Genomic DNA, 18,430 nt, shown 5'->3' on the forward strand with positions numbered 1-18,430 from the left:
TGGTCTCAATGGACCTCCAGGACCCGGGTTGCCGCAGGTCTGAAACCCAACAGGTGATAGGACCGTTTCGGATCCATGTCATAACGCAAGGTTGCCCGGACCGAATCACCACGACTCAACCATCCACCACCACGATAGACACGGGTCTTGCCCATCACGGGTCCATCGGGGTTGTCTCGCGACGCATAGCGATAAGCATCCGCGTCATACCAATCCGCAACCCATTCCCATAGATTGCCGCTCATGTCGTGCAGTCCAAAACGGTTGGGGGCGCGTTCTCCGGGGGCATGCGGTCGGTTGTCGGAATTCTCCTCGACCCAGGCCAGGTCGGTGATTGCGCCACTGCCACAATGACGTTGGTCCACACCACCACCGGTACAGGCAAATTCCCATTGCGCCTCGGTAGGCAGACGCATCGAAACCCCGGATCGTTTGTTCAGCTCCTGAAAAAATTGTTCGACATCCTGCCATGAGACATTGCCCACGGGGAGCCGATCGTCCTGAATCGATTGTTCCGGCATCCAGTTCATGACCAGACGCCACTGTTTCTGCGTGATTTCATGGGCTCCAATCCAAAAGGAATCGAGGCAGACTTCATGTGGAGGCTTTTCATTTTCGTCCCATGTGTCGCTTCCCATGAGAAAGCATCCGCGTGGCACCTGAACCAGGGTGATCCCCGTTTCCGGATCGGTCCATTGGGGAAGTTTTTCCGTGCCACTCCCTTTGCCAACCGAGGAACCTTCCTGTCCCCGAGGAACAGTGGCGGAACCGGTCGTCTGGTTGGAACGGAGCGTTTCTTTTCGGTCAAGCTCCGGGTTGGGGACCGGAGACGTGGAAAAGGAAGGGGAAAGAGTTGGGGTCGGAATGGAGGTCGCGACCGCTTGTCCGATTTCGGCGCGATCTTCCTTGCGAATCGATTCCATGGGACTGGTGAAGGTCCGTTGATCCATGTTCCAGACCTGCCGCTCTCTTTTGATCATTCCCTGGGCATCGGGCGGATGGGAAAGAATGCCCGTGCCATGGCGTTGTCCGTCGAGGTAAGTCCCTTCGTAGCGGGCGCCGTTGGGCCAGGAGTAGACGCCCTGGCCATGGCGTTTGCCATCGACGAATTCTCCTTCGTAACGCGCCTGGGTCGGCCAAGTGAAGAGACCCCGGCCATGGCGCTTGTCATTGCTGAACGTCCCCTCGTAACGGGCGCCGTCGGGCCAGGTTTGAATCCCCTTGCCATGACGCTGTCCATCCTTGAATTCCCCTTCATAACGGACACCATCGGGATAATCCCTGGTGCCCTGGGATTTTTGGGCAGTGGCCAGGATCGCCGGCTCGCCGAGCCAGGAGCCCAGGGTCGAGAGGGATTGACCGGCGATATCCTGGCTGGGATCGGGAACCACGCATCCCCCAAGCAGCAGCGTCATCGACAGAAGCGCTCGCAGGTCAATTTTCCGGGACTGCGGCAAGGAAAAAAGGGCAAACAGCGCGCAGGAAATGATCGAGGGTTGTCGCATCAACGGGATTCCATCAATTGAAGTGTGGTGGTGGTGGAACGCGACCGTCGTTTCCTGCCCCAGAAGGTCAGATAGATCAACGGCATGAGAAAAAGAGAAAGCAGGGTCGAAAACGAAAGGCCCCAGACGATCGCGGTGGCGACGGGACCCCACAGGAGCGATTGTCCTCCCATGCCCGTTGCCAGGGAAAACAGACCGGCAATGGTGGTGACGGTGGTGATGAGTATCGGGACAAGACGCCTTCTGGAGGCATAAATGATGGCATGCACCGGCGCCATTCCCGCCCTGCGGCGATCATTGGTGGCGGAAATCAGGACGATGGCGGCATTGACCGCGATTCCCGACAGGGCGACAACGCCATAGAGGGTATAAAGGCTCAAAGGGTGTCCCGAAAGAAGAAGCCCGAAGACCACCCCCGTGAAGGCCATCGGAACGGTCAGGAGGATCATGAACGGTTGCGAATAATTGCCGAACTGGGTCCCCAGGATCATGTACATCAGCCCGATACCGAACAGAAAAAGGACGACGATCGCGTCGATGGCCTCGTTAAGGTCGTCCAGGATGCCCGAAAAATCAAGATCGATTCCAGGATAATCATGCCCGATCCTCTGCCACTCCTTCTTCAGTAGAGCATTGGCCTCCAGTGTGTCCATGATTTTCTTGTCCAGGTCCGCCTCGACCGTGATCGAGCGGCGAAAATTGTAATGCCGGATCGATTCGGGTCCCCTCTGGGTCCGGTGATGCACCAGGTTGCGCAATCGGATGGCCTCGCCGCTTTCGGTGGCCAGAAGGGTGTCAAGAATCTGGTCGATGGCGGCCCCCTCGGGCTGGTCGGCCATGACCCGGACTTCCATTTCTTCTCCCTGGTGCTGGAAACGCGCCGAGACCAGGCCATTGCCGAGCAGATGGATCAACCGTGGCAGGTGGGACGGGTGAAATTGCGCCCGTTGCAAAGCGGAACTGTCGCCCGAGACGACCAGTTCGACATTTCCTTCGGAATAATCGTCGGTGACATCGCTGATCCCCGGAACGGATCGAAGGTAGGATTTCAGGGCATTGGCCGCCTGTTCGAGCTGCGTGAGATCATCGCCGCGAACCTTGACGCTGATGGGACGGGTGACCGGGGGACCCCCGGTCATCGAGAAAAAGGTGATGCTTTCGGGACCCGCCACCCGGGTGGCGATGGGACGCATGGCGTCGATGATGGCGCTGACCTCGCGCCGTCGATCGCGGTCGGGGGACAGACTCACCAGAATCTGGCCATAGCGATCGCCGAAAAACGGTTTGGTATCGGTCATCATCTGGCCGGCGTAGGCGACCATCGTTTGCAGTTCTTCCGGTTTGACCTCCTTGATCGCCTCGATTTCGACCGCCCGGGTCACGGCCATGGTCCGTTCCAGGGGGGTGCCCGCGGGCATCTTGATGTTGATATAGAAGAGGGGCATCGGATCGGCGGCGAAAAAGTCGGTCTTGACCATCCCCGAGGCAACCACCCAGATCGCCACGGCAAACGGAGTCATCGCCAACAGGAACGAAATCCGGGCATGGCGAAATACCTTGACAAGAGCCAGGGAATAAATGTGCCGCAACCGGGCAAGCGTTCGTTGGCGATGTTTTCTAAGCCATCCTGTTTTGCGATGCGTGATATTCATGACGACCATATGGGCCGGCAGCATCCACAACGCTTCCACCAGGCTGATCAAGAGCGCCATGGTGACGACGAAGGGGATGACACGCATGAACTTGCCCAGAATTCCCGGCAGCAGCATGAGCGGAAGAAAGGCAGCGATGGTGGTCAATACCGAGGTGATGACGGGAAGCGCCACCTCCCTCAAGCCGGAAAGGGCGGCCTCCATGGCCGGAATCCCTTTTTCGATTCGGGCATGAATCGCCTCGACGATGACGACGGCGTCGTCCACCAGCATGCCCAGAGCGATGACCACGCCGAGCAGGACCATGACGTTGAGCGAATGATCCAGGCTGTAGAGCAGACCAAACAGACCGGCGAGGGAAAAAGGGACCCCCAGCGAGATCAGGATCGAAATCCGGCCTCCGAGAAACAGCCATGTGGTGACCAGAACCAGGGACAGACCCAGAAGGGCATTGCCCTCCATGATCCCCAGGGCGTTGCGAACCGTATGAGTCTGATCATCGGCGAGGATGGGGGTGACTCCGGTTTTTTCGGCGAGTGCGCGTTGTCCTTCCAGGTAATGGCGAATCCTGTCGGTCAATTCCAGGGCGTTGACTCCGGGACGTTTGGTGATGGTCATGAGAATGGCCGGTTTTCCCTGGTACCGGACCGCCTCCTTGGCCTTCTGCCGGGCGGTCACGACCTCGGCGACCCGTCCCAGGGGCAATTCTCCCTGGACGCCGGGGAGAGACATGGCCTTGATCCGCTCGGCATCGATTGTGGCCCCCTCCATGCGAAACAGCCAGTTGCCCCATCCGTGAACGATCGCCCCCCCCGAAACATCCTCGATACGGGTGGCGATCAGGTCGGACAACTGGGTGGGCAGAATGCCTGAGCGTTGCAGTTTTTCCGGGTGAAAGCGGATCTGCAACTCCGGATCGCGCAATCCCAGGGCAAAGACATCGTCCACCCCCTTGATCCGTTCCAGATCCTTTTTGATACGCCGGGCGTTGCGTCGCAGGTTTTCGTCATCCGCCAGGCCCGCGACCGCCACCATGACCGTGGGCCAGCCGTTGGCGCTGGTGATTTCCATGATCACCGGATCGGTGGCATCCTCGGGAAGTTCCGCATCCTTGTTGGCGATTTCCCGCCGCAGATCGTTGACTCGTTTGTCGAAGGTGCGATCATCCACATCCTCGAAACGTACCAGAATATCGGCGGCCCCCTCCTGACTCGTGGACATGGCAAAGCGGACATCGGGAATTTTCTGGATCGCCTCTTCCAGGGGATCGGTGACCATTTTTTCGACATCCGTCGCCGATCCCCCGGGGAACAGGGTGACGATACTGATCCAGTTGAAATTCATGTCCGGATCCTGTTGCCGCGGCAGGAGCCCATAGGCGAGAAATCCGGTGATCAGGACCAGGGCGAAGGTCAGATTGGCAAAGACATGATTCGACAGCAGGGCGCGCATCATGGTTTGACGCCGGTGGTTTCGTCGAGGTGAATCTTCTGGCCGTCTTCGAGCGCGTCTCGTCCTTCGACGATCACCCTGGCCGACCGGTCGGGGAAGGGCCAGGGGGTTCGTCCCCCTTCGACGGCATTGGCCAAGGGTTGGAAAACCCCGATTCCGTCACGCGCCACGAACAGTCCCAGGACCCCCTTGCGGCGGACCAGAACCCAGGAAGGAAGATGGGGACGTTGATCCCGCCACTGCAAGCGTCCTTCCGCTCCGGGGACGGGGCGTTCCCCATCCAGGGTAAACCGGACCTCGCGGGTCCCCGTGGTGGCGGATTCGAGTGGAATGACCCCCTTGAGCGCCAGGGCAAAGGTTTGGCCCTGGTGGACAAAACCAAGGTCGCTGCCCTCCTTGAGCCGTTGGAGCGCTTCCGCCGGAACCCTGGCCGAGACTTCGACATTTTTTGGATTCAGAAGGCGCACGATCGGGCTTCCCGGGGCGATCCATCCCCCGACATGGCCGAATCGTTCGACGACGATGCCCGCGAACGGGGCAGTCAGTCGGGTTCGGTCGAGACGGGCCCGTGCCTCATCGACCATCCCTTTTTGTTGGGCGATTCGTCCCTTCAGGACTTCGACCTCGGCCTCGGCGGTATCCAGCCGTTCACGGCTCGCCTGTTGTCCCGACAGCAGGGTGCGAACCCGTTCCAACTGCACCCGGGCCAGGTGCATCTGGCCGTGCAATACCGCAAGACCCGCCTCTTCCTGGGACAGTTTCAGGCGATGGGACCAATCGTCGATTTGTGCCAGAACGTCTCCCTTGACGACGGCATCCCCGACCTCGACCTCCAGCCGGGCGATGATTCCCGGAACTTCCGTCGAAAGAGCGACATCATCGAGGCCGATCACCCGCGCCTGGGCCTCTTCGACGGGATGGGAAAGAAGCTCGGATATGGGGGTGATCGAAACCTTGACGGCCTTGACGGTCTCGTCGGCCAGGGCCAACGAATTGGCGCCCAGAAAAACACAAAAAAGAAGGACGAGACCGGGTTGCCACCGTTTCGCGGAATACCCGACCGCAGTGGACGACAGGCCGGAATGTTTGTTGCCACGGGTCGCTGGAGAAGCGGGAAAATTAAAAATATCCAAAACTTGATCCCAGGGCGTTCCTGTTTTTCCCGACGTGTCCATGGGGTCCTTTTCCATTGCGATCGTGGCGCCGAAGCGGATGTTCCGTGCGGAATGCATTTTTGGCACGCCCATTGAAATATACCTGGTCATCCGGCAAGCGGAGGATCGGAAGATCGGATATCGGTTCCCTCGGATGGTACACGAGGTGGTCGAACCCCTCCCGGACGGGATCTGGACCCATGACACAACTGAATCGACAAGTGGAGCGAGGCATGGACAATGTGATGTTTCTGGCGATTGGATTGGTTCTTTATTTTGCAATCTTGACATGGCTTTTGTTCCGGGCTGCCAGACCAGGGAATTGATCGTGGAAGCAATCAGGGAATCGGTATCCATGAATCCTTGGCTCCAAGAATGGTTATGGTCCAGGGAGAGTGATTTCCCTGGTGGTAAGGTCCGGGGGAAAAGATCCTGTGAAACATGCACGCGAACCTTGAAATCAAGGCCCTGGGGGCGCCCCACCCCGAGGGCCATCCTTCAGCTTACTCCTTCTTCATCGTCAGCGCTCATCAGTGCGATTCAAGAGTGCTGAACGACGATGTTCCGTCCGCGCCATGGTGAAGGTTTTTGCCAGATTGGAGGATGGGGACCAGCTGTTCTGCAAGCCATTGGGCAAAAATCCGGCTTCCTTCGGGTAAAAAATGGATGTGGTCGTCGAACAGGGTGTCATTTCCGTGGAATTGTTCTGTCCTCAGAAATACGGCTCCCGTTTTTCGCGCAACTTCCTCCAGGATGGCGTCTGCCTTTTCAAATCCCTGGACCATTCCCGAATGTCCAAGCTGGGAAAAATGAAAGCCGATCTTCTTTTTTTGCTCCTCGGTATTGTTCCGGGTCACCAATCTCGCCTGCTGAATAATGATCGGAACAGCTTGAATGGCCTTGGCCAATTCAGCAAAGAGGGTGTAGGTCAACCGGTATTGCTCCAGAGGCATGGGCATGATGTCGTTTTTTTCACGTTCTTCTGGTGCGATGACTTTCCCTTCACTCCCTATGCCATACCACCACAGCACAAATCGGTCGCGAAGTTGGAAAAATACCTGGGAATTTTCGCATAATACTTTGTCCACAAAGTTGAAATACTGATAACGTGGATTTACGTTGGCGACATACGGGTTGGCCTGGTCGGATAGCATTTCGTTGGATGAGAATAGTTTCAAATCATTCCAGGCATTGACCAGGATGGCGATGTCAGGCTGGAAAAAGTGTCCTTCCGAGTAAAACCTTCCAAAGGAATCAAAAGACGCCGCTCCCGGGATGCCCGCGTTGATGACCTCGACCGGGAAGTTTCTGTCACGCAGGTACTTCTCGACCAGATGGGGCCAATCTTCTCCCCGAAGAGCGCCACCATCAAACACCTGAGAACCACCGTAGATAATGATGCGCTTAATTCCAGGCTTTTTCTCAATGGTGAATTCCGGACCCAAATATCCAAGTGAGTTGATCTGCCAGTGCGTTGATGAATTCTGGAACTTGGGAGCGCCTTTACGCAATCTAAGTCGTGAAAAAAGCGATGGAATAAACTCCAGTTGGGCAGAACTTTTATTTTCAAGGATTTCTGGAGTAAGATATTCAACCGTAGATCTGATATAGATTTCGCCAAGGATCCATGATAAAATAAAAGGAATAACAACAAGGGCGAGAATAAATTTAAACTGCACCCTCGGTTGGTCGCTTTTTCGTGGAAAGTGGGCATCGCGTCTTTGAACTTCGGTGGACACCGGGTTTTCTCCTTGTCACGTCGCAAGCCTGGCTATTGGCTGTTGCCCGGCGGCAGGACCTCCCGTTTTCCGGCGCTGTTGGACGGAGTCACCAAACCATCCGCCTCCATCCGCTCAACGATGCGGGCGGCGCGGTTGTAGCCAATCTTGAAATGACGCTGCACCATGCTCGTGGAAACCTTGCGTATCTTGAGTACCAGGGCCACCGCCTGATCGTAGAGGGGATCGTATTCATCCAGGGCGTCGCCGTCGGAGGAAGAACCTCCAGGGCCGAAATCTCCGCCGTCGTCGTCTTCGTCCACATGTCGCATCACCGCCATGTCGTAGCGTGACGTGCCGTGGTTTTCCTTGAGAAAACCGACCAACTTGTGAATTTCGTTGTCGGTCACCAGGGGGGCATGGATCCGTTTGAGATGGGCAGTGCCGGGGGGAAGATAGAGTCCATCGCCCATCCCCAGGAGACGTTCCGCTCCCATGACATCCAGAATGGTGCGCGAATCAATTTTCGATGACACCTGGAAGGCCAGACGGGTCGGAAAATTGGCCTTGATCAACCCGGTGATCACATCGACCGAAGGACGCTGGGTCGCGACGATCAGATGCAATCCTGCCGCCCGCGCCATCTGCGCCAGGCGGGCGATGGCGGGTTCGACCTCCTTGCCTACCTGAATCATCAGGTCCGCCAATTCATCGATGACGATGACGATCAGGGGTTTGGCGACCAGAGGAATCGGTTCGTCCTGTTCGACCGGCGCCCCCGTCTCGGGGTCGAAACCGATCTTGACCCGCCGTGTCGGTCGCTCTCCGGTTTCGCGGCACTGAATGATCCGCCGGTTGAAATTATCAAGCCCCCGGACCCCCATCTCCGACATCAGGCGATAACGATCTTCCATCTCCAGGACCGCCCATTTGAGCAGATTCGCCGCCTTGTGGACATCCGTGACCACCGGGGCCAACAGATGGGGTATCCCTTCATAGACCGACAGTTCCAGCATCTTCGGATCGACCATGATAAACCGTACCTGGTCGGGCCGGGCGCTGAACAAAATGGAGCAGATCATCGCGTTCAACGCCACCGATTTGCCCGATCCCGTCGTTCCCGCCACCAGAAGATGCGGCATCCGCGCCAGATTGGCCACCACCGGGTTGCCGGTGATGTCCGACCCCAGGGCGACCGCCAGTGGATGCCGGGTATTGACGAAGACCTCCGATTCCAGCACCTCCCGCAGATAGACCGTATTGCGCGACGGATTCGGAACCTCGATGCCGATGACATTCTTTCCCGGAATGTTGCCAACCACCCGTACCGACGGCGAGGAAATCGACCGGGCCAGATCATCCGAAACCGTGATGACCTTGGAGGCCCGCAGTCCCGGAGCCGGGTCGAATTCGAACGTCGTCACCACCGGACCCGGAAGGACGTTGGTAATCTGCCCCTTGATCTTGAAGTCGGCCAGTTTCAATTCCAGGAGACGCGCCTGCTGCGTCAGATATTCCCGATCGACCTCCGCCGCCCCCTTCGTGGGTTTTTCAAGAAGGTCGAGCGGGGGAAGCGGCGGCGCGTCTTCCATCGGCTCTTCCGCTTTTCCCTCCAGGGAATCGTCACCGGTACATCCAGAAGAATCCTCCTCGTTTCCAGGATCATCCGGATCCCCCGCGACCCCCTCCCTTCCCGGAACGAAATATCCTGGATCCTCCTCTTCGTCGAACGGCTCTTCCAGATCCCTGGGGACGAGGTTGCGTTCGTTTTCCATCCGGCGCGGCGCGGCAAACGGGGTCAGATCGGGTTGTGGACCGCGATCCGTGTCCAGGTCGTCGCGTATGGCTGAAAAAGAGGGTCCTTCTTCCCGCTCGATCGTGCCATCGGTTTCGTCACGGACCATGGCGACCGGTCGTTGCCGTGCCAACGCCGCGACAATCCATGATTCCTCTTCGTCGGGGGTGGGTTTCCTTCCATGCGCTTCGGTGATGGGCAAACCCCCGGAACAAAGAGAATCGGCAGCTAAACATTCTTCCCGGACGGTTGTTTCATCCGAAAACGCCTGGGGGGCCGATTCCTCCCCGATTGTCGCGGGGCCACTCCTGTCCAAGGCAAATACCGATGGCAAAGAGGTTTTTTCCTCATGGGAAACAAGCGCCTCGTGGAAAGAGAATTCCTGTTCGTTCCGGCGGTCACTCAGACCGCGGATGGAAAAGGCATCCGCTCCATCGTCATCGGGATCGGAATCGCCAAACGGAGGCCGTGATGGAAGCGGACGATCCTCGTCGTCATCGAGGGCCGGTTCCTGACGCATCAAAGGGACGGTGCGCGGTGACGGACGTACCGGTTCCTCGAACAGAGGAGGCCCCGATTCGTCAGGTTCCTGCTTCCGATCCTGTTTTTTCAGAAGCGCCGCAACCTTATCGACCGAATCGAAAACCAGACTCGCAACCGGGGCGAGAAATTTTCCCGGTCCGAGACGTGGCGTGGCATACACGGCCTCTCCGTCTCGCGGGTCGTTGCCCGAGGCGGAAGCGAGCGATTGTCGTTGATCCTCGTGTTCGGAAACCCCTCCTCCGGAGCCATATTCCCCGGTCCGGCCAGGATCGGAAAAAGAAGGGGGGGACGGATCCGGGTCATCGATCGGTTGTCGAACCGGTTCGCTCCGAAAAGGGGGGAGCAGGGAATCGGGATCCTCCTGCCGTGATCCGCGAACTGTCGGTTCCCGGTCGGGTCGATCCTGGTCGGGCCGATCCTGGTCGATCCATGCGGATCTGTTCCGGTCCTGGTCGAGCCGATCGATCGATACGACCGATGGGGCGGGGTCGATATCCCAGTCGGTCTGTTCCAGGAGTTTTTCGCCGTCGCGGACCGCGTCGGCCCGAGGAAAGACATCATGGAGATCCATCATGCCGTGGTCATCGGCCTTGTCGGCAATGAAGTTTGTCGCGTCATCCTTCTCCGGAAGGGAATGGATCGGATCGGGGGACTCGAAACGGGAACCATGGCCGTCGCGGAAGGACGACTCGGGCTGATCCTGGAGCCTTCCGTCACGGAAGCGGAAGGGGGGAATGTCGTTTGCCTTGACTTCGAGTTCATAAGCGCCGGCCCCCTCGCGGACCATGGAACCGGTTGTCGCGGCAAGGGACGCTTCGGAGGTTTCGTCCGGACGGGACCGGGAAAAAATCGCACGGACGATGCCGGTGACGATACTGCCGATGCCGATCAGAATGGCAAACAGGGAAAACCGGGTCAGGACCATGAAGGAGAGCAGTCCCAGGGTGAAAAGAAGAAGCAGGGAACCCCAGTGTCCCAGAGTTTCCACGAGGGCCCGGGTCACCATCATGCCCGCCATGCCGCCGGGACCGGCGGGGATCGAGGTCACTTCGCCCGGTGGAAAAAGGACCGACAGGATGGTGGTGACGACGGCGAGCATGGGAAGGGTGGCGATCTGTTCCCAGTGCAGCCCCCACGGCACCCGTCGCAGGCTTTGCACGGCGATCAGGCCAAGAAACAGAGGCAACCAGGCGGCGGAGTAACCAAAGAGCTGAAGGAGAAAATCGGCAAGGTAGGCCCCGGCGACCCCACCCAGATTGGTAACCTGACCGTTGCCGGTATTGTTGAACGAAGGGTCCTGGACATTATAGGAAAAAAGGGCGATGGCCAGGTAGGCGGTGACGCCGAGCAACAAGACGCCAAACCCTTCCCGAAGAATGGTCCGGCGCAGTTCTTGAGCTTTTTGTTCCTGTTGGCTGGATTTGTTTTTTTTTCGCGCCATGATCGACCCTACATTTCCATGACCAGGGGAATGACCGCCGGTCTGCGACCCAGTTTCTTCTTGAAGAAGCGGCGCACGGCCCGTTGCGCCAGTTCCAAAGGTCCCGCCCCTTCGTCCTCGGCGAAATCCATCCCCTGGGGGCCAAGGCGAAGGGCCTCCTCGACCGCCTCCTTGGCCTGTTCCAGGAGAAGACGGTTGTCTTCCTCGTAGACGACGCCCCGGGTCAGGAGTTCCGGGCGTTGCAAAATGGCGCCGGTACTTTTTTCGACGACCAGCACCACGACCACCAGTCCGTCTTCCGACAGGTGGCGCCGGTCTCTGAGGACGATGTCGCTGATGTCGCCGATTCCCTTGCCATCGACGAAGACACGTCCCGAGGGAACCAATCCCTCCTGGCGCATTCCCGCGGCATCGATGACGATCCTGTGGCCGTTTTCGACCACGAGGGCGTGTCCCGGGTCCACGCCCATCTGAATGGCCAGGTTGCGATGGTTGTGCAGGTGTCGTATTTCGCCGTGGATGGGAATGAAATACCGTGGCCGGGTCAGGGCGAGCATCAGCTTGAGGTCTTCCTGTGGCGCGTGGCCCGAGACATGGATTTCGGGAAGGTTCGCTTCGTGGATCACCCAGGCCCCCGAACGAAACATGCGATTGACCATGGCCCAGATGGTCTGTTCGTTGCCGGGGATGAAACGGGAAGAGAGGACGACGGTATCTCCGGGTCGCAGGTCGATTTCGCGATGTTCGCCGTGGGCGATGCGCGACAGGGAGGAGTTGGGTTCTCCCTGACTGCCCGAAGAGAGGACCACCATCTCGCACCGTTGGTAATGCGCAAAGGAACGGACATCGAGGATCATGTCGTCCTCGACCTTGAGAAATCCAAGGGAACGGGCGACATCGATGTTGGTCTGCATCGAACGTCCGCTGATGACGACCCGGCGTTCGACGGCGCGGGCGGCGTCGAAGACCTGTTGGATGCGCTGAATGTTGGAGGCGAAGGTGGCGACGACGATCAGCCCTTCCCTCTTGGTGAACACCTTGAGCAGGGCCTCCGCAACCACCTGTTCCGAAACGGTAGCGCCGCGACGGTTGATGTTGGTCGAATCGGACAGAAGGGCCAGGACGCCGCTTTCGCCGTAGCGGGCGAAGGAATACAGGTCGGTGGGACGGCGATCGACCGGAGTATGGTCAATCTTGAAATCACCGGTGTGGATGATCGTCCCCAGGGGTGTTTTGATCGCCAGGGCGGAGGAATCGACAATGGAATGGGAAACCTGAATCATGCACAGGTTGAAGGGACCGACCTGGAAGGGTTGACGGTTGCGGACCTCGATCAGGGTGGCCCGGTCCAGGAGGCGGTGTTCGCGAAACTTGACCCGAAGCAGTCCCAGGGTCATGGCACTGCCGTAGATGGGTCCTTCGATGTCGGGCCAGATGTAGGGCATGGCTCCGGTATGGTCTTCATGTCCGTGGGTCAGAACGAATCCGACAACCCGGTCACGGTTTTCGACGAGGAAGGAGACATCGGGGATGATGACATCGACGCCCGGCGTATCGCTGCCGGGAAAGGTCAGACCGCAATCGACGATGAGCAGTTTGCCATCGCAGCCGTAGACCAGAAGGTTCATCCCGATTTCGCCCAGACCGCCAAGGGGAATGATTTCCAGGGATTGGGGATTTCCCATGGATCAATCCTCCCCCAACGATTCGGCAACGGCCCGTTTTTTTTCAAGGTGCCGTCCGAGTATGATGGAAATCTCATAAAGAAGAAGAATGGGGATGGCAAGCATGATTTGGGAAAAGGGATCGGGAGGGGTGAGGATGCCACCGGCGATGAAGGCGAAGACGATGAAATATTTTCGCTTGGCCACCAGGGCTGTCGTGCTGACCGTCCCCGCCTTGATCAACAGCAGGATGGCCACCGGCAGTTCGAACACGAGCCCGAACGAAAAAATCATGGTCATGACGAGGCTCAGATATTCCTTGAGGGAGGGAAGGGCCTCGATTCCGGGAGAAGCGAAACTGAGAAAAAATTTGAACGCCAGTGGAAACACAAAATAATAGGCCAAACCGCCACCTATGAAAAACAGGATCGGGGTGATGACGAGAAACGGCATGAAAAATTGTTTTTCGTGTTTGTACAGACCCGGGGCGACAAAGAGCCAGACCTGGGAAAGAATGACCGGGATCGCCAGAAACAGTCCGGCGTAGAAGGAAACCTTCATGTAGGTGAAGAAAGCTTCGTGGAGTCCGGTATAGATCATTTTCGCGTCGGGACCGATGATCTGGCGCAGCGGGGCGACAAGGAACGCGAAAACATCCTCGGCAAAGGAATAACAAAGAATGAACCCCACAAGAATCGCGAGCACCGAGTTGGCAATTCGGCGCCTGAGTTCGATCAGATGATCAAGAAGGGGGGCCTTGTCATCGAATTCCTGGGTCATGGCGTGGTTGCGGTGTCGTTTTTGGTGGACTCGGAACGGGCATCGGCAGTGGGGATGGTCCCCCCGGACAGGGGTCTTGCCGAGGTCTCGCCGGTGACCCTGGGCAGGGAAGGTTCATCGGGTGGGACGGAAGGCCTTGGGGGATGTCTGCGTTCGAATTCTTCAAGGTTGATGCTGTCCCGCACTTCGGCGACGACGCGCTGCACCTGACGCAGCCCCTTGGCCAGGGATCGGGCGACCTCGGGAAGGCTCTCGGGTCCGATCACGAGCAGGGCGACGACAACGACGACAAGAATTTCGATCCAACCCATACCCAGCATGGCCCAACTCCGTCAGGTGGCGACCGTCTCAGGCGTTTTCCTTCTTGGAGACGACTTCCGCCTCGACCAGTTTGCCGGGGGCGTTCGCGGGAGTCCCTTCGACAAGTTCCTCCTTTTCGTTCATGGCGTCCTTGAAACTCTTGACCCCTTTGCCCAAATCCTTCATCACCTTGGGAAGCTTGCCGGCGCCGAAAACGACGAGGACGATCACCAGAATGATGATCAGTTCCGAAGTACCCAATCCGAACATGTCCGTAAACTCCTTGCTCGTTGATCCGTCACTTAGGCGACCGGAACCTGGTGTGATGTGACCGGTCCGAAACGCGAAGAGAACAAGATTACAATAATGGCATCCAAGACGCAAACCCGATATGCGATAAAAATGTCGCCCCGAGGGAACGTGATCGATGGAATTGGGATTCTGGATGCCGTGGAAGGCGGGAGACGCAAAAAATGCCGGAGCTGCCGGAGGTGGAAACCGTTCGCCGGGGATTGTGGCAAGCCCTTGCCGGGGTACGGATCATGGATGTCGTGGTCCGGAGGACGGACCTGCGTTGGCCGGTGGCCGGGGCGTTGTTGCACGGGGTTTTGCCGGGGCAACGGATCGAGGGGATGGACCGGAGGGGAAAGGTGTTGCTGTTGCGAACGGCGGCGGGGACTGTCCTGATCCATTTGGGGATGAGTGGTGTTTTACGGGTGGTGTCGGATGGGGTGGTTCCGGGTCGGCATGATCATGTCGATTTTGTGTTGGAAGGGAGATTGGTTCTGCGTTTGACCGATTCACGGCGTTTTGGAGCGGTCCTTTGGGGAGGAAGCGATCCTTTGCGGCATGAGCTTGTTTCCCGTTTGGGACCCGAACCGTTGGCGGAAGAATTTGACGGATCGGCGCTTCATGCCCGGATCCGAATGATGCGGCGGGCGATCAAGATGGCCTTGATGGATGGCCGGGTGGTGGCGGGAATCGGCAACATTTATGCGGTCGAATCCCTGTTCCGGGCGGGTATCCATCCAGCGACTCAGGCGGCCTCGTTGCGTTTGGAGACGTGTAGCATTTTGGTGTCGGCGATCAAGGATCGCTTGACCGCGGCCATTCGGCAGGGGGGGACGACCTTGCGTGATTTTCGTCGGAGTGATGGCCGACCGGGATATTTTCAACAATCATTGTTGGTGTATGGCCGTGAGGGAGCATGTTGCCGGGAATGTGGCGGTGTCATTTCTTCCTTGCGTCTGGGGGGTCGTGCCAGCCCTTTTTGTCCGTGCTGTCAGCCCCCCGCGCGATGATATTGCGGGTGGCTCGACTCAGGTAATCTTGAAAAGGCGATCGAAGTTGGCCACCTTCAACAACCGTTCGACCATCGACTTGCAGTTGATGATCCGGACATCGGCCTTGTCGGCCCCGGCGTATTCACGCAGCAACAGAAGCATCCCCAGGGCCGAACTGTCGAGGTATTCAACCCTTTTCATATCGATGACGAAGGCGCTGTTGGGCTTGCATTTGGAGTAGGCGTCGCGAAAATCGCGGTGAATTTCAAAATTGAACCGTTCATCAAGAGACAGGGTGGCGATGCGGCCTTCGATCTGGACACTGATGGACATGGATCCTCTTTCGGGTTCATCGTCATGGCATGGTTACAGTCTCGCGCAGAGGCTAATGCAAAGCGCCATGAAAAGCACTGACAAATGTATCCAGGAAAGGTTCCAGAGGGTTGTTCAAGGAATTCCCATGGCCCCTGGTCCGGGATTGCGCCACATCGAGAAATGGAAATCAGGTCCAGGTTCGTTCGGAAGCCGAGGAAGGCTGCTGACCGGCGGCGGAGAAAAATGGTAGCATGCACGGAAGAAAATCGATGTGCTGATCCATGGACATTTCACAGATTGAGGAGTGATCGACGTGACTCATATTGAACCAATGCGGCGGCAGATGATCAAAGGCTTGGCTCTGGGAATGGGGGTGCTTGCCCTTCCCAGGATTCCCTGGGCAAGCGGTTCGGGACATGCCCAGGCCCCCTCCATGACCCCGGATCAGGCATTGCAGTTGCTCAAGGAAGGACACCAGCGATTCCTCGAAGGAAAACCGGAACGCCCGAATCTGTCACCCGAACGCATCGCCGACACCTTCAAGAATGGTCAGCATCCATTCGTCACCATCATTTCCTGTTCCGATTCGCGGGTCCCGGTCGAACATATTTTCGATCGCGGCATCGGTGATTTGTTTGTCATCCGGGTCGCCGGCAACGTCGCCGATACCGATGAGATCGGGACCACCGAATATGGCGCGGGACACCTGATGACCCCGCTCATTCTGGTCCTCGGGCATACCCGTTGCGGAGCGGTGACCGCCGTCGTCAAAGGGGACAAGGTCGGCGGCAGCATCCCCAAACTGGTGGACAACATCATTCCCGCCGTCCATCGTTCCAGGGACAAGGGGTTGGCGGGGGATGAACTCATTGTCGATGCCATCCGTGAAAACGTCCATCAAAGCATTTTCGATCTTTCGACCGGCAGCGAGGAACTCAAGCATCTGACCAAGGAGAACAAGGTCAACATTGTCGGCGCCGTTTATCATGTCGAAGATGGCACGATCGAATGGCTTTGATTCCCCGACAGCAATGACATCCGGGGCGGAGGATCCGCAACCGTTCATACCCCCATTGACAAGCGTCATCCCCTGCTACAACGGGGATCCAGGGAGGCTGAAGCACATCCTAGATTCCTGCTGTAGCAGGGAATGACGGGGTCTGAACGGTTACCGTGGATGACAGTGCATGGAATTGGATTTCCTGCCGCAGTGGTTGAAAGTTATCGGTGCGACGCCACCCATTCCCGAAGCGCCTCATCCATGCGGGTTTGCCATCCAGTCCCAGTGGATCGGAAGAATTCAACAACCTCCGGGGAATATCGTACAGATAATAAAACTTTCTTATCTGGGTTGACGGGTCTGCCGCGCAACGGGCGCATGGTCATGATTTCTTCAGTGGTTGGTTCATAGGTGTCCGGGTCTGCGGCAATGCCACATGCAATGGCCTTCTCTTCTTCAGGACTGGGAAGGATAAAGCCCGAGAGTTTCTCTGGTATTGACATAGTCTTTGATCTCTCGTCTATTCGCTCTTCGCAAACTGATCATTCTTCGGGTGTCATCCCGATCCACAAAAACGACACAGAATACCCGATTTCCTATAGGCGCAAAGGCGATTGCGTGTTTCCCCATAGTCGCGTCGGCGATCTTCGGAAACGATGGCATGTTCCCAATCGATTCTCTGCGCTGCATTCAGAGATTCACCATGTTTGTCCTGGTTGGCAGAGTCCTTGGCACTGTCAAATTTAATTTTCACAATTACCTCTATTAAATTCTTTTATCAGGCTAAATTCAATATATGTTCAATATATAGCATTATTGTAGCTACATAAAATCTGTCTGTCAATACTTTTCCGCGAGCAACGGGGACTGTGGATTTGGTTTCGTCAGTCTTTTCGGGCATGAATTTTTCGTTGATAGAGGGCGTGAATCAACCCGTCCGACAAACCGATCTGGGGGACAAAAATTTGCTGAATGTTGGCCCAGGTCATGATGGTGGTGAAAATCTGTCCCGCGGGGACGATGACATCGGCCCGGTCCGGTTTGAGTCCCAGTTTGAGCATCCGTTCCTCGATACTCAATTGCGACAGCTCGTTATGGATCACCTGAATCCGTTTCAGGGTGGCGGGCTTGTCGAATTTGTGACTGATGAGGGAAAACAGTTTGTTGATATTGCCCCCGGAACCGATGGCGGAAATGGCGGTCAGTGGATGACAGTGCATGTCGATCCATTCTTTCATGTGAAGCCATCGCTTTTCCGGCACCAACCCTTCCTTGATGCGAATCGTCCCAATCTTGAATGATCGCGAGGCTTTGAGCTGGCCATCCTGATACAGCGACAATTCGGTACTTCCACCACCGACATCGATGTAGAGAAAATTGCCGATGAGAAAACGGCCATCGAGACGATTGAGGGCGATGAATTCCGCCTCTCTGGAACCATCGATGATCTGGATGTCGAGACCGGTCTCGCGGTGGACCTGTTTGACCAGCTCCGGCCCGTTTTCCGCCGTGCGCATGGCCGAGGTGGCACAGGCCAGATAATCATCCACATGGCAGGCGGACATCAACGATTTGAAGGCCGCCATGGCATGCAGAAAATCCCGGGCTTTCTCCCTGGAAATCACTCCGCGGATAAAGGCATCCTCTCCCAGCCGTACCGGAACCCGGTAAAGATCCGCCTTGCGAATGAGCGGCTTCCACGAGCCGACCTCGAACACGTTCGACACCAAAAGGCGAACCGCATTCGATCCGCAGTCGATGGCAGCGAGTTTCATGGATCGTCCACCTGTACGATCAGGTGACAGGCCCGAGGGGGCCTGTCATCAAT

The 18,430-nt window shown here is 57.3% G+C and carries 14 protein-coding genes and 1 pseudogene; 2 read left to right on the top strand and 13 right to left on the bottom strand.

Going from position 1 to position 18,430, the window contains the following annotated elements; all coding sequences use genetic code 11:
* Window positions 1–5: 5 nt before the first annotated feature.
* From HQL76_00190 to tatA, 9 genes are all read right to left on the bottom strand, one after another.
* Window positions 6–1,505 carry an SUMF1/EgtB/PvdO family nonheme iron enzyme gene (locus tag HQL76_00190; GenBank protein MBF0107582.1) on the bottom strand — a complete coding sequence of 500 codons (1,500 nt, stop codon included), beginning with the start codon at window positions 1,503–1,505 and terminating at the stop codon, window positions 6–8.
* Window positions 1,505–4,612, bottom strand: coding sequence for an efflux RND transporter permease subunit (locus HQL76_00195; GenBank protein MBF0107583.1), 3,108 nt, complete (start codon window positions 4,610–4,612; stop codon window positions 1,505–1,507). Before HQL76_00195 ends, HQL76_00190 begins: the two co-directional genes overlap by 1 nt.
* Window positions 4,609–5,784, bottom strand: coding sequence for an efflux RND transporter periplasmic adaptor subunit (locus HQL76_00200; GenBank protein MBF0107584.1), 1,176 nt, complete (start codon window positions 5,782–5,784; stop codon window positions 4,609–4,611). Before HQL76_00200 ends, HQL76_00195 begins: the two co-directional genes overlap by 4 nt.
* Window positions 5,785–6,293: 509 nt before the next feature.
* Window positions 6,294–7,502, bottom strand: a complete 1,209-nt coding sequence (locus HQL76_00205) for a hypothetical protein (GenBank protein MBF0107585.1) — start codon at window positions 7,500–7,502, stop codon at window positions 6,294–6,296.
* A gap of 32 nt (window positions 7,503–7,534) precedes the next feature.
* Complete coding sequence (locus HQL76_00210; protein ID MBF0107586.1) at window positions 7,535–11,260, bottom strand: DNA translocase FtsK 4TM domain-containing protein; 3,726 nt, start codon at window positions 11,258–11,260, stop codon at window positions 7,535–7,537.
* Between the two features lie 8 nt (window positions 11,261–11,268).
* On the bottom strand, window positions 11,269–12,945 hold the full coding sequence (locus tag HQL76_00215; protein ID MBF0107587.1) for a ribonuclease J: 1,677 nt from the start codon (window positions 12,943–12,945) through the stop codon (window positions 11,269–11,271).
* Window positions 12,946–12,948: 3 nt separating this feature from the next.
* On the bottom strand, window positions 12,949–13,704 hold the full coding sequence (gene tatC, locus HQL76_00220) for a twin-arginine translocase subunit TatC (GenBank protein MBF0107588.1): 756 nt from the start codon (window positions 13,702–13,704) through the stop codon (window positions 12,949–12,951).
* Complete coding sequence (locus HQL76_00225; GenBank protein ID MBF0107589.1) at window positions 13,701–14,024, bottom strand: twin-arginine translocase TatA/TatE family subunit; 324 nt, start codon at window positions 14,022–14,024, stop codon at window positions 13,701–13,703. Before HQL76_00225 ends, tatC begins: the two co-directional genes overlap by 4 nt.
* Before the next feature lie 28 nt (window positions 14,025–14,052).
* Window positions 14,053–14,274, bottom strand: a complete 222-nt coding sequence (gene tatA / locus HQL76_00230; protein ID MBF0107590.1) for a twin-arginine translocase TatA/TatE family subunit — start codon at window positions 14,272–14,274, stop codon at window positions 14,053–14,055.
* Window positions 14,275–14,477: 203 nt separating this feature from the next.
* On the opposite strand from tatA, the gene mutM reads away from it, so the two are divergent.
* On the top strand, window positions 14,478–15,305 hold the full coding sequence (gene mutM, locus HQL76_00235; protein MBF0107591.1) for a bifunctional DNA-formamidopyrimidine glycosylase/DNA-(apurinic or apyrimidinic site) lyase: 828 nt from the start codon (window positions 14,478–14,480) through the stop codon (window positions 15,303–15,305).
* Between the two features lie 18 nt (window positions 15,306–15,323).
* On the opposite strand, the gene HQL76_00240 is transcribed toward mutM, so the two are convergent.
* Window positions 15,324–15,620 carry an STAS domain-containing protein gene (locus HQL76_00240; protein MBF0107592.1) on the bottom strand — a complete coding sequence of 99 codons (297 nt, stop codon included), beginning with the start codon at window positions 15,618–15,620 and terminating at the stop codon, window positions 15,324–15,326.
* Window positions 15,621–15,915: 295 nt separating this feature from the next.
* Here HQL76_00240 and HQL76_00245 point away from each other — a divergent pair, with 295 nt between their 5' ends.
* The gene (locus tag HQL76_00245) at window positions 15,916–16,620 is read left to right on the top strand and encodes a carbonic anhydrase (protein MBF0107593.1); all 705 of its coding nucleotides are present in this window, start codon (window positions 15,916–15,918) and stop codon (window positions 16,618–16,620) included.
* Between the two features lie 203 nt (window positions 16,621–16,823).
* Here the strand turns inward: HQL76_00245 and HQL76_00250 are convergent, their stop codons facing one another.
* From HQL76_00250 to HQL76_00260, 3 genes and pseudogenes are all read right to left on the bottom strand, one after another.
* On the bottom strand, window positions 16,824–17,105 hold the full coding sequence (locus HQL76_00250) for a BrnA antitoxin family protein (protein ID MBF0107594.1): 282 nt from the start codon (window positions 17,103–17,105) through the stop codon (window positions 16,824–16,826).
* Window positions 17,059–17,356: pseudogene (locus HQL76_00255) on the bottom strand (BrnT family toxin). Before HQL76_00255 ends, HQL76_00250 begins: the two are co-directional and overlap by 47 nt.
* Window positions 17,357–17,486: 130 nt before the next feature.
* On the bottom strand, window positions 17,487–18,377 hold the full coding sequence (locus HQL76_00260) for an exopolyphosphatase (protein MBF0107595.1): 891 nt from the start codon (window positions 18,375–18,377) through the stop codon (window positions 17,487–17,489).
* Window positions 18,378–18,430: the final 53 nt, after the last annotated feature.

It is taken from the genome of Magnetococcales bacterium (genome assembly GCA_015228815.1).
GTDB lineage: Bacteria > Pseudomonadota > Magnetococcia > Magnetococcales > UBA8363 > UBA8363.

Coding starts and splice junctions, on each gene's coding strand:
- tatA (MBF0107590.1), bottom strand. CDS start 14,274: ATGTTCGGATTGGGTACTTCGGAACTGATCATCATTCTGGTGATCGTC.
- HQL76_00240 (MBF0107592.1), bottom strand. CDS start 15,620: ATGTCCATCAGTGTCCAGATCGAAGGCCGCATCGCCACCCTGTCTCTT.
- HQL76_00225 (MBF0107589.1), bottom strand. CDS start 14,024: ATGCTGGGTATGGGTTGGATCGAAATTCTTGTCGTCGTTGTCGTCGCC.
- HQL76_00200 (MBF0107584.1), bottom strand. CDS start 5,784: ATGGACACGTCGGGAAAAACAGGAACGCCCTGGGATCAAGTTTTGGAT.
- tatC (MBF0107588.1), bottom strand. CDS start 13,704: ATGACCCAGGAATTCGATGACAAGGCCCCCCTTCTTGATCATCTGATC.
- HQL76_00190 (MBF0107582.1), bottom strand. CDS start 1,505: ATGCGACAACCCTCGATCATTTCCTGCGCGCTGTTTGCCCTTTTTTCC.
- HQL76_00250 (MBF0107594.1), bottom strand. CDS start 17,105: ATGTCAATACCAGAGAAACTCTCGGGCTTTATCCTTCCCAGTCCTGAA.
- HQL76_00210 (MBF0107586.1), bottom strand. CDS start 11,260: ATGGCGCGAAAAAAAAACAAATCCAGCCAACAGGAACAAAAAGCTCAA.
- HQL76_00215 (MBF0107587.1), bottom strand. CDS start 12,945: ATGGGAAATCCCCAATCCCTGGAAATCATTCCCCTTGGCGGTCTGGGC.
- HQL76_00195 (MBF0107583.1), bottom strand. CDS start 4,612: ATGATGCGCGCCCTGCTGTCGAATCATGTCTTTGCCAATCTGACCTTC.
- HQL76_00260 (MBF0107595.1), bottom strand. CDS start 18,377: ATGAAACTCGCTGCCATCGACTGCGGATCGAATGCGGTTCGCCTTTTG.
- mutM (MBF0107591.1), top strand. CDS start 14,478: ATGCCGGAGCTGCCGGAGGTGGAAACCGTTCGCCGGGGATTGTGGCAA.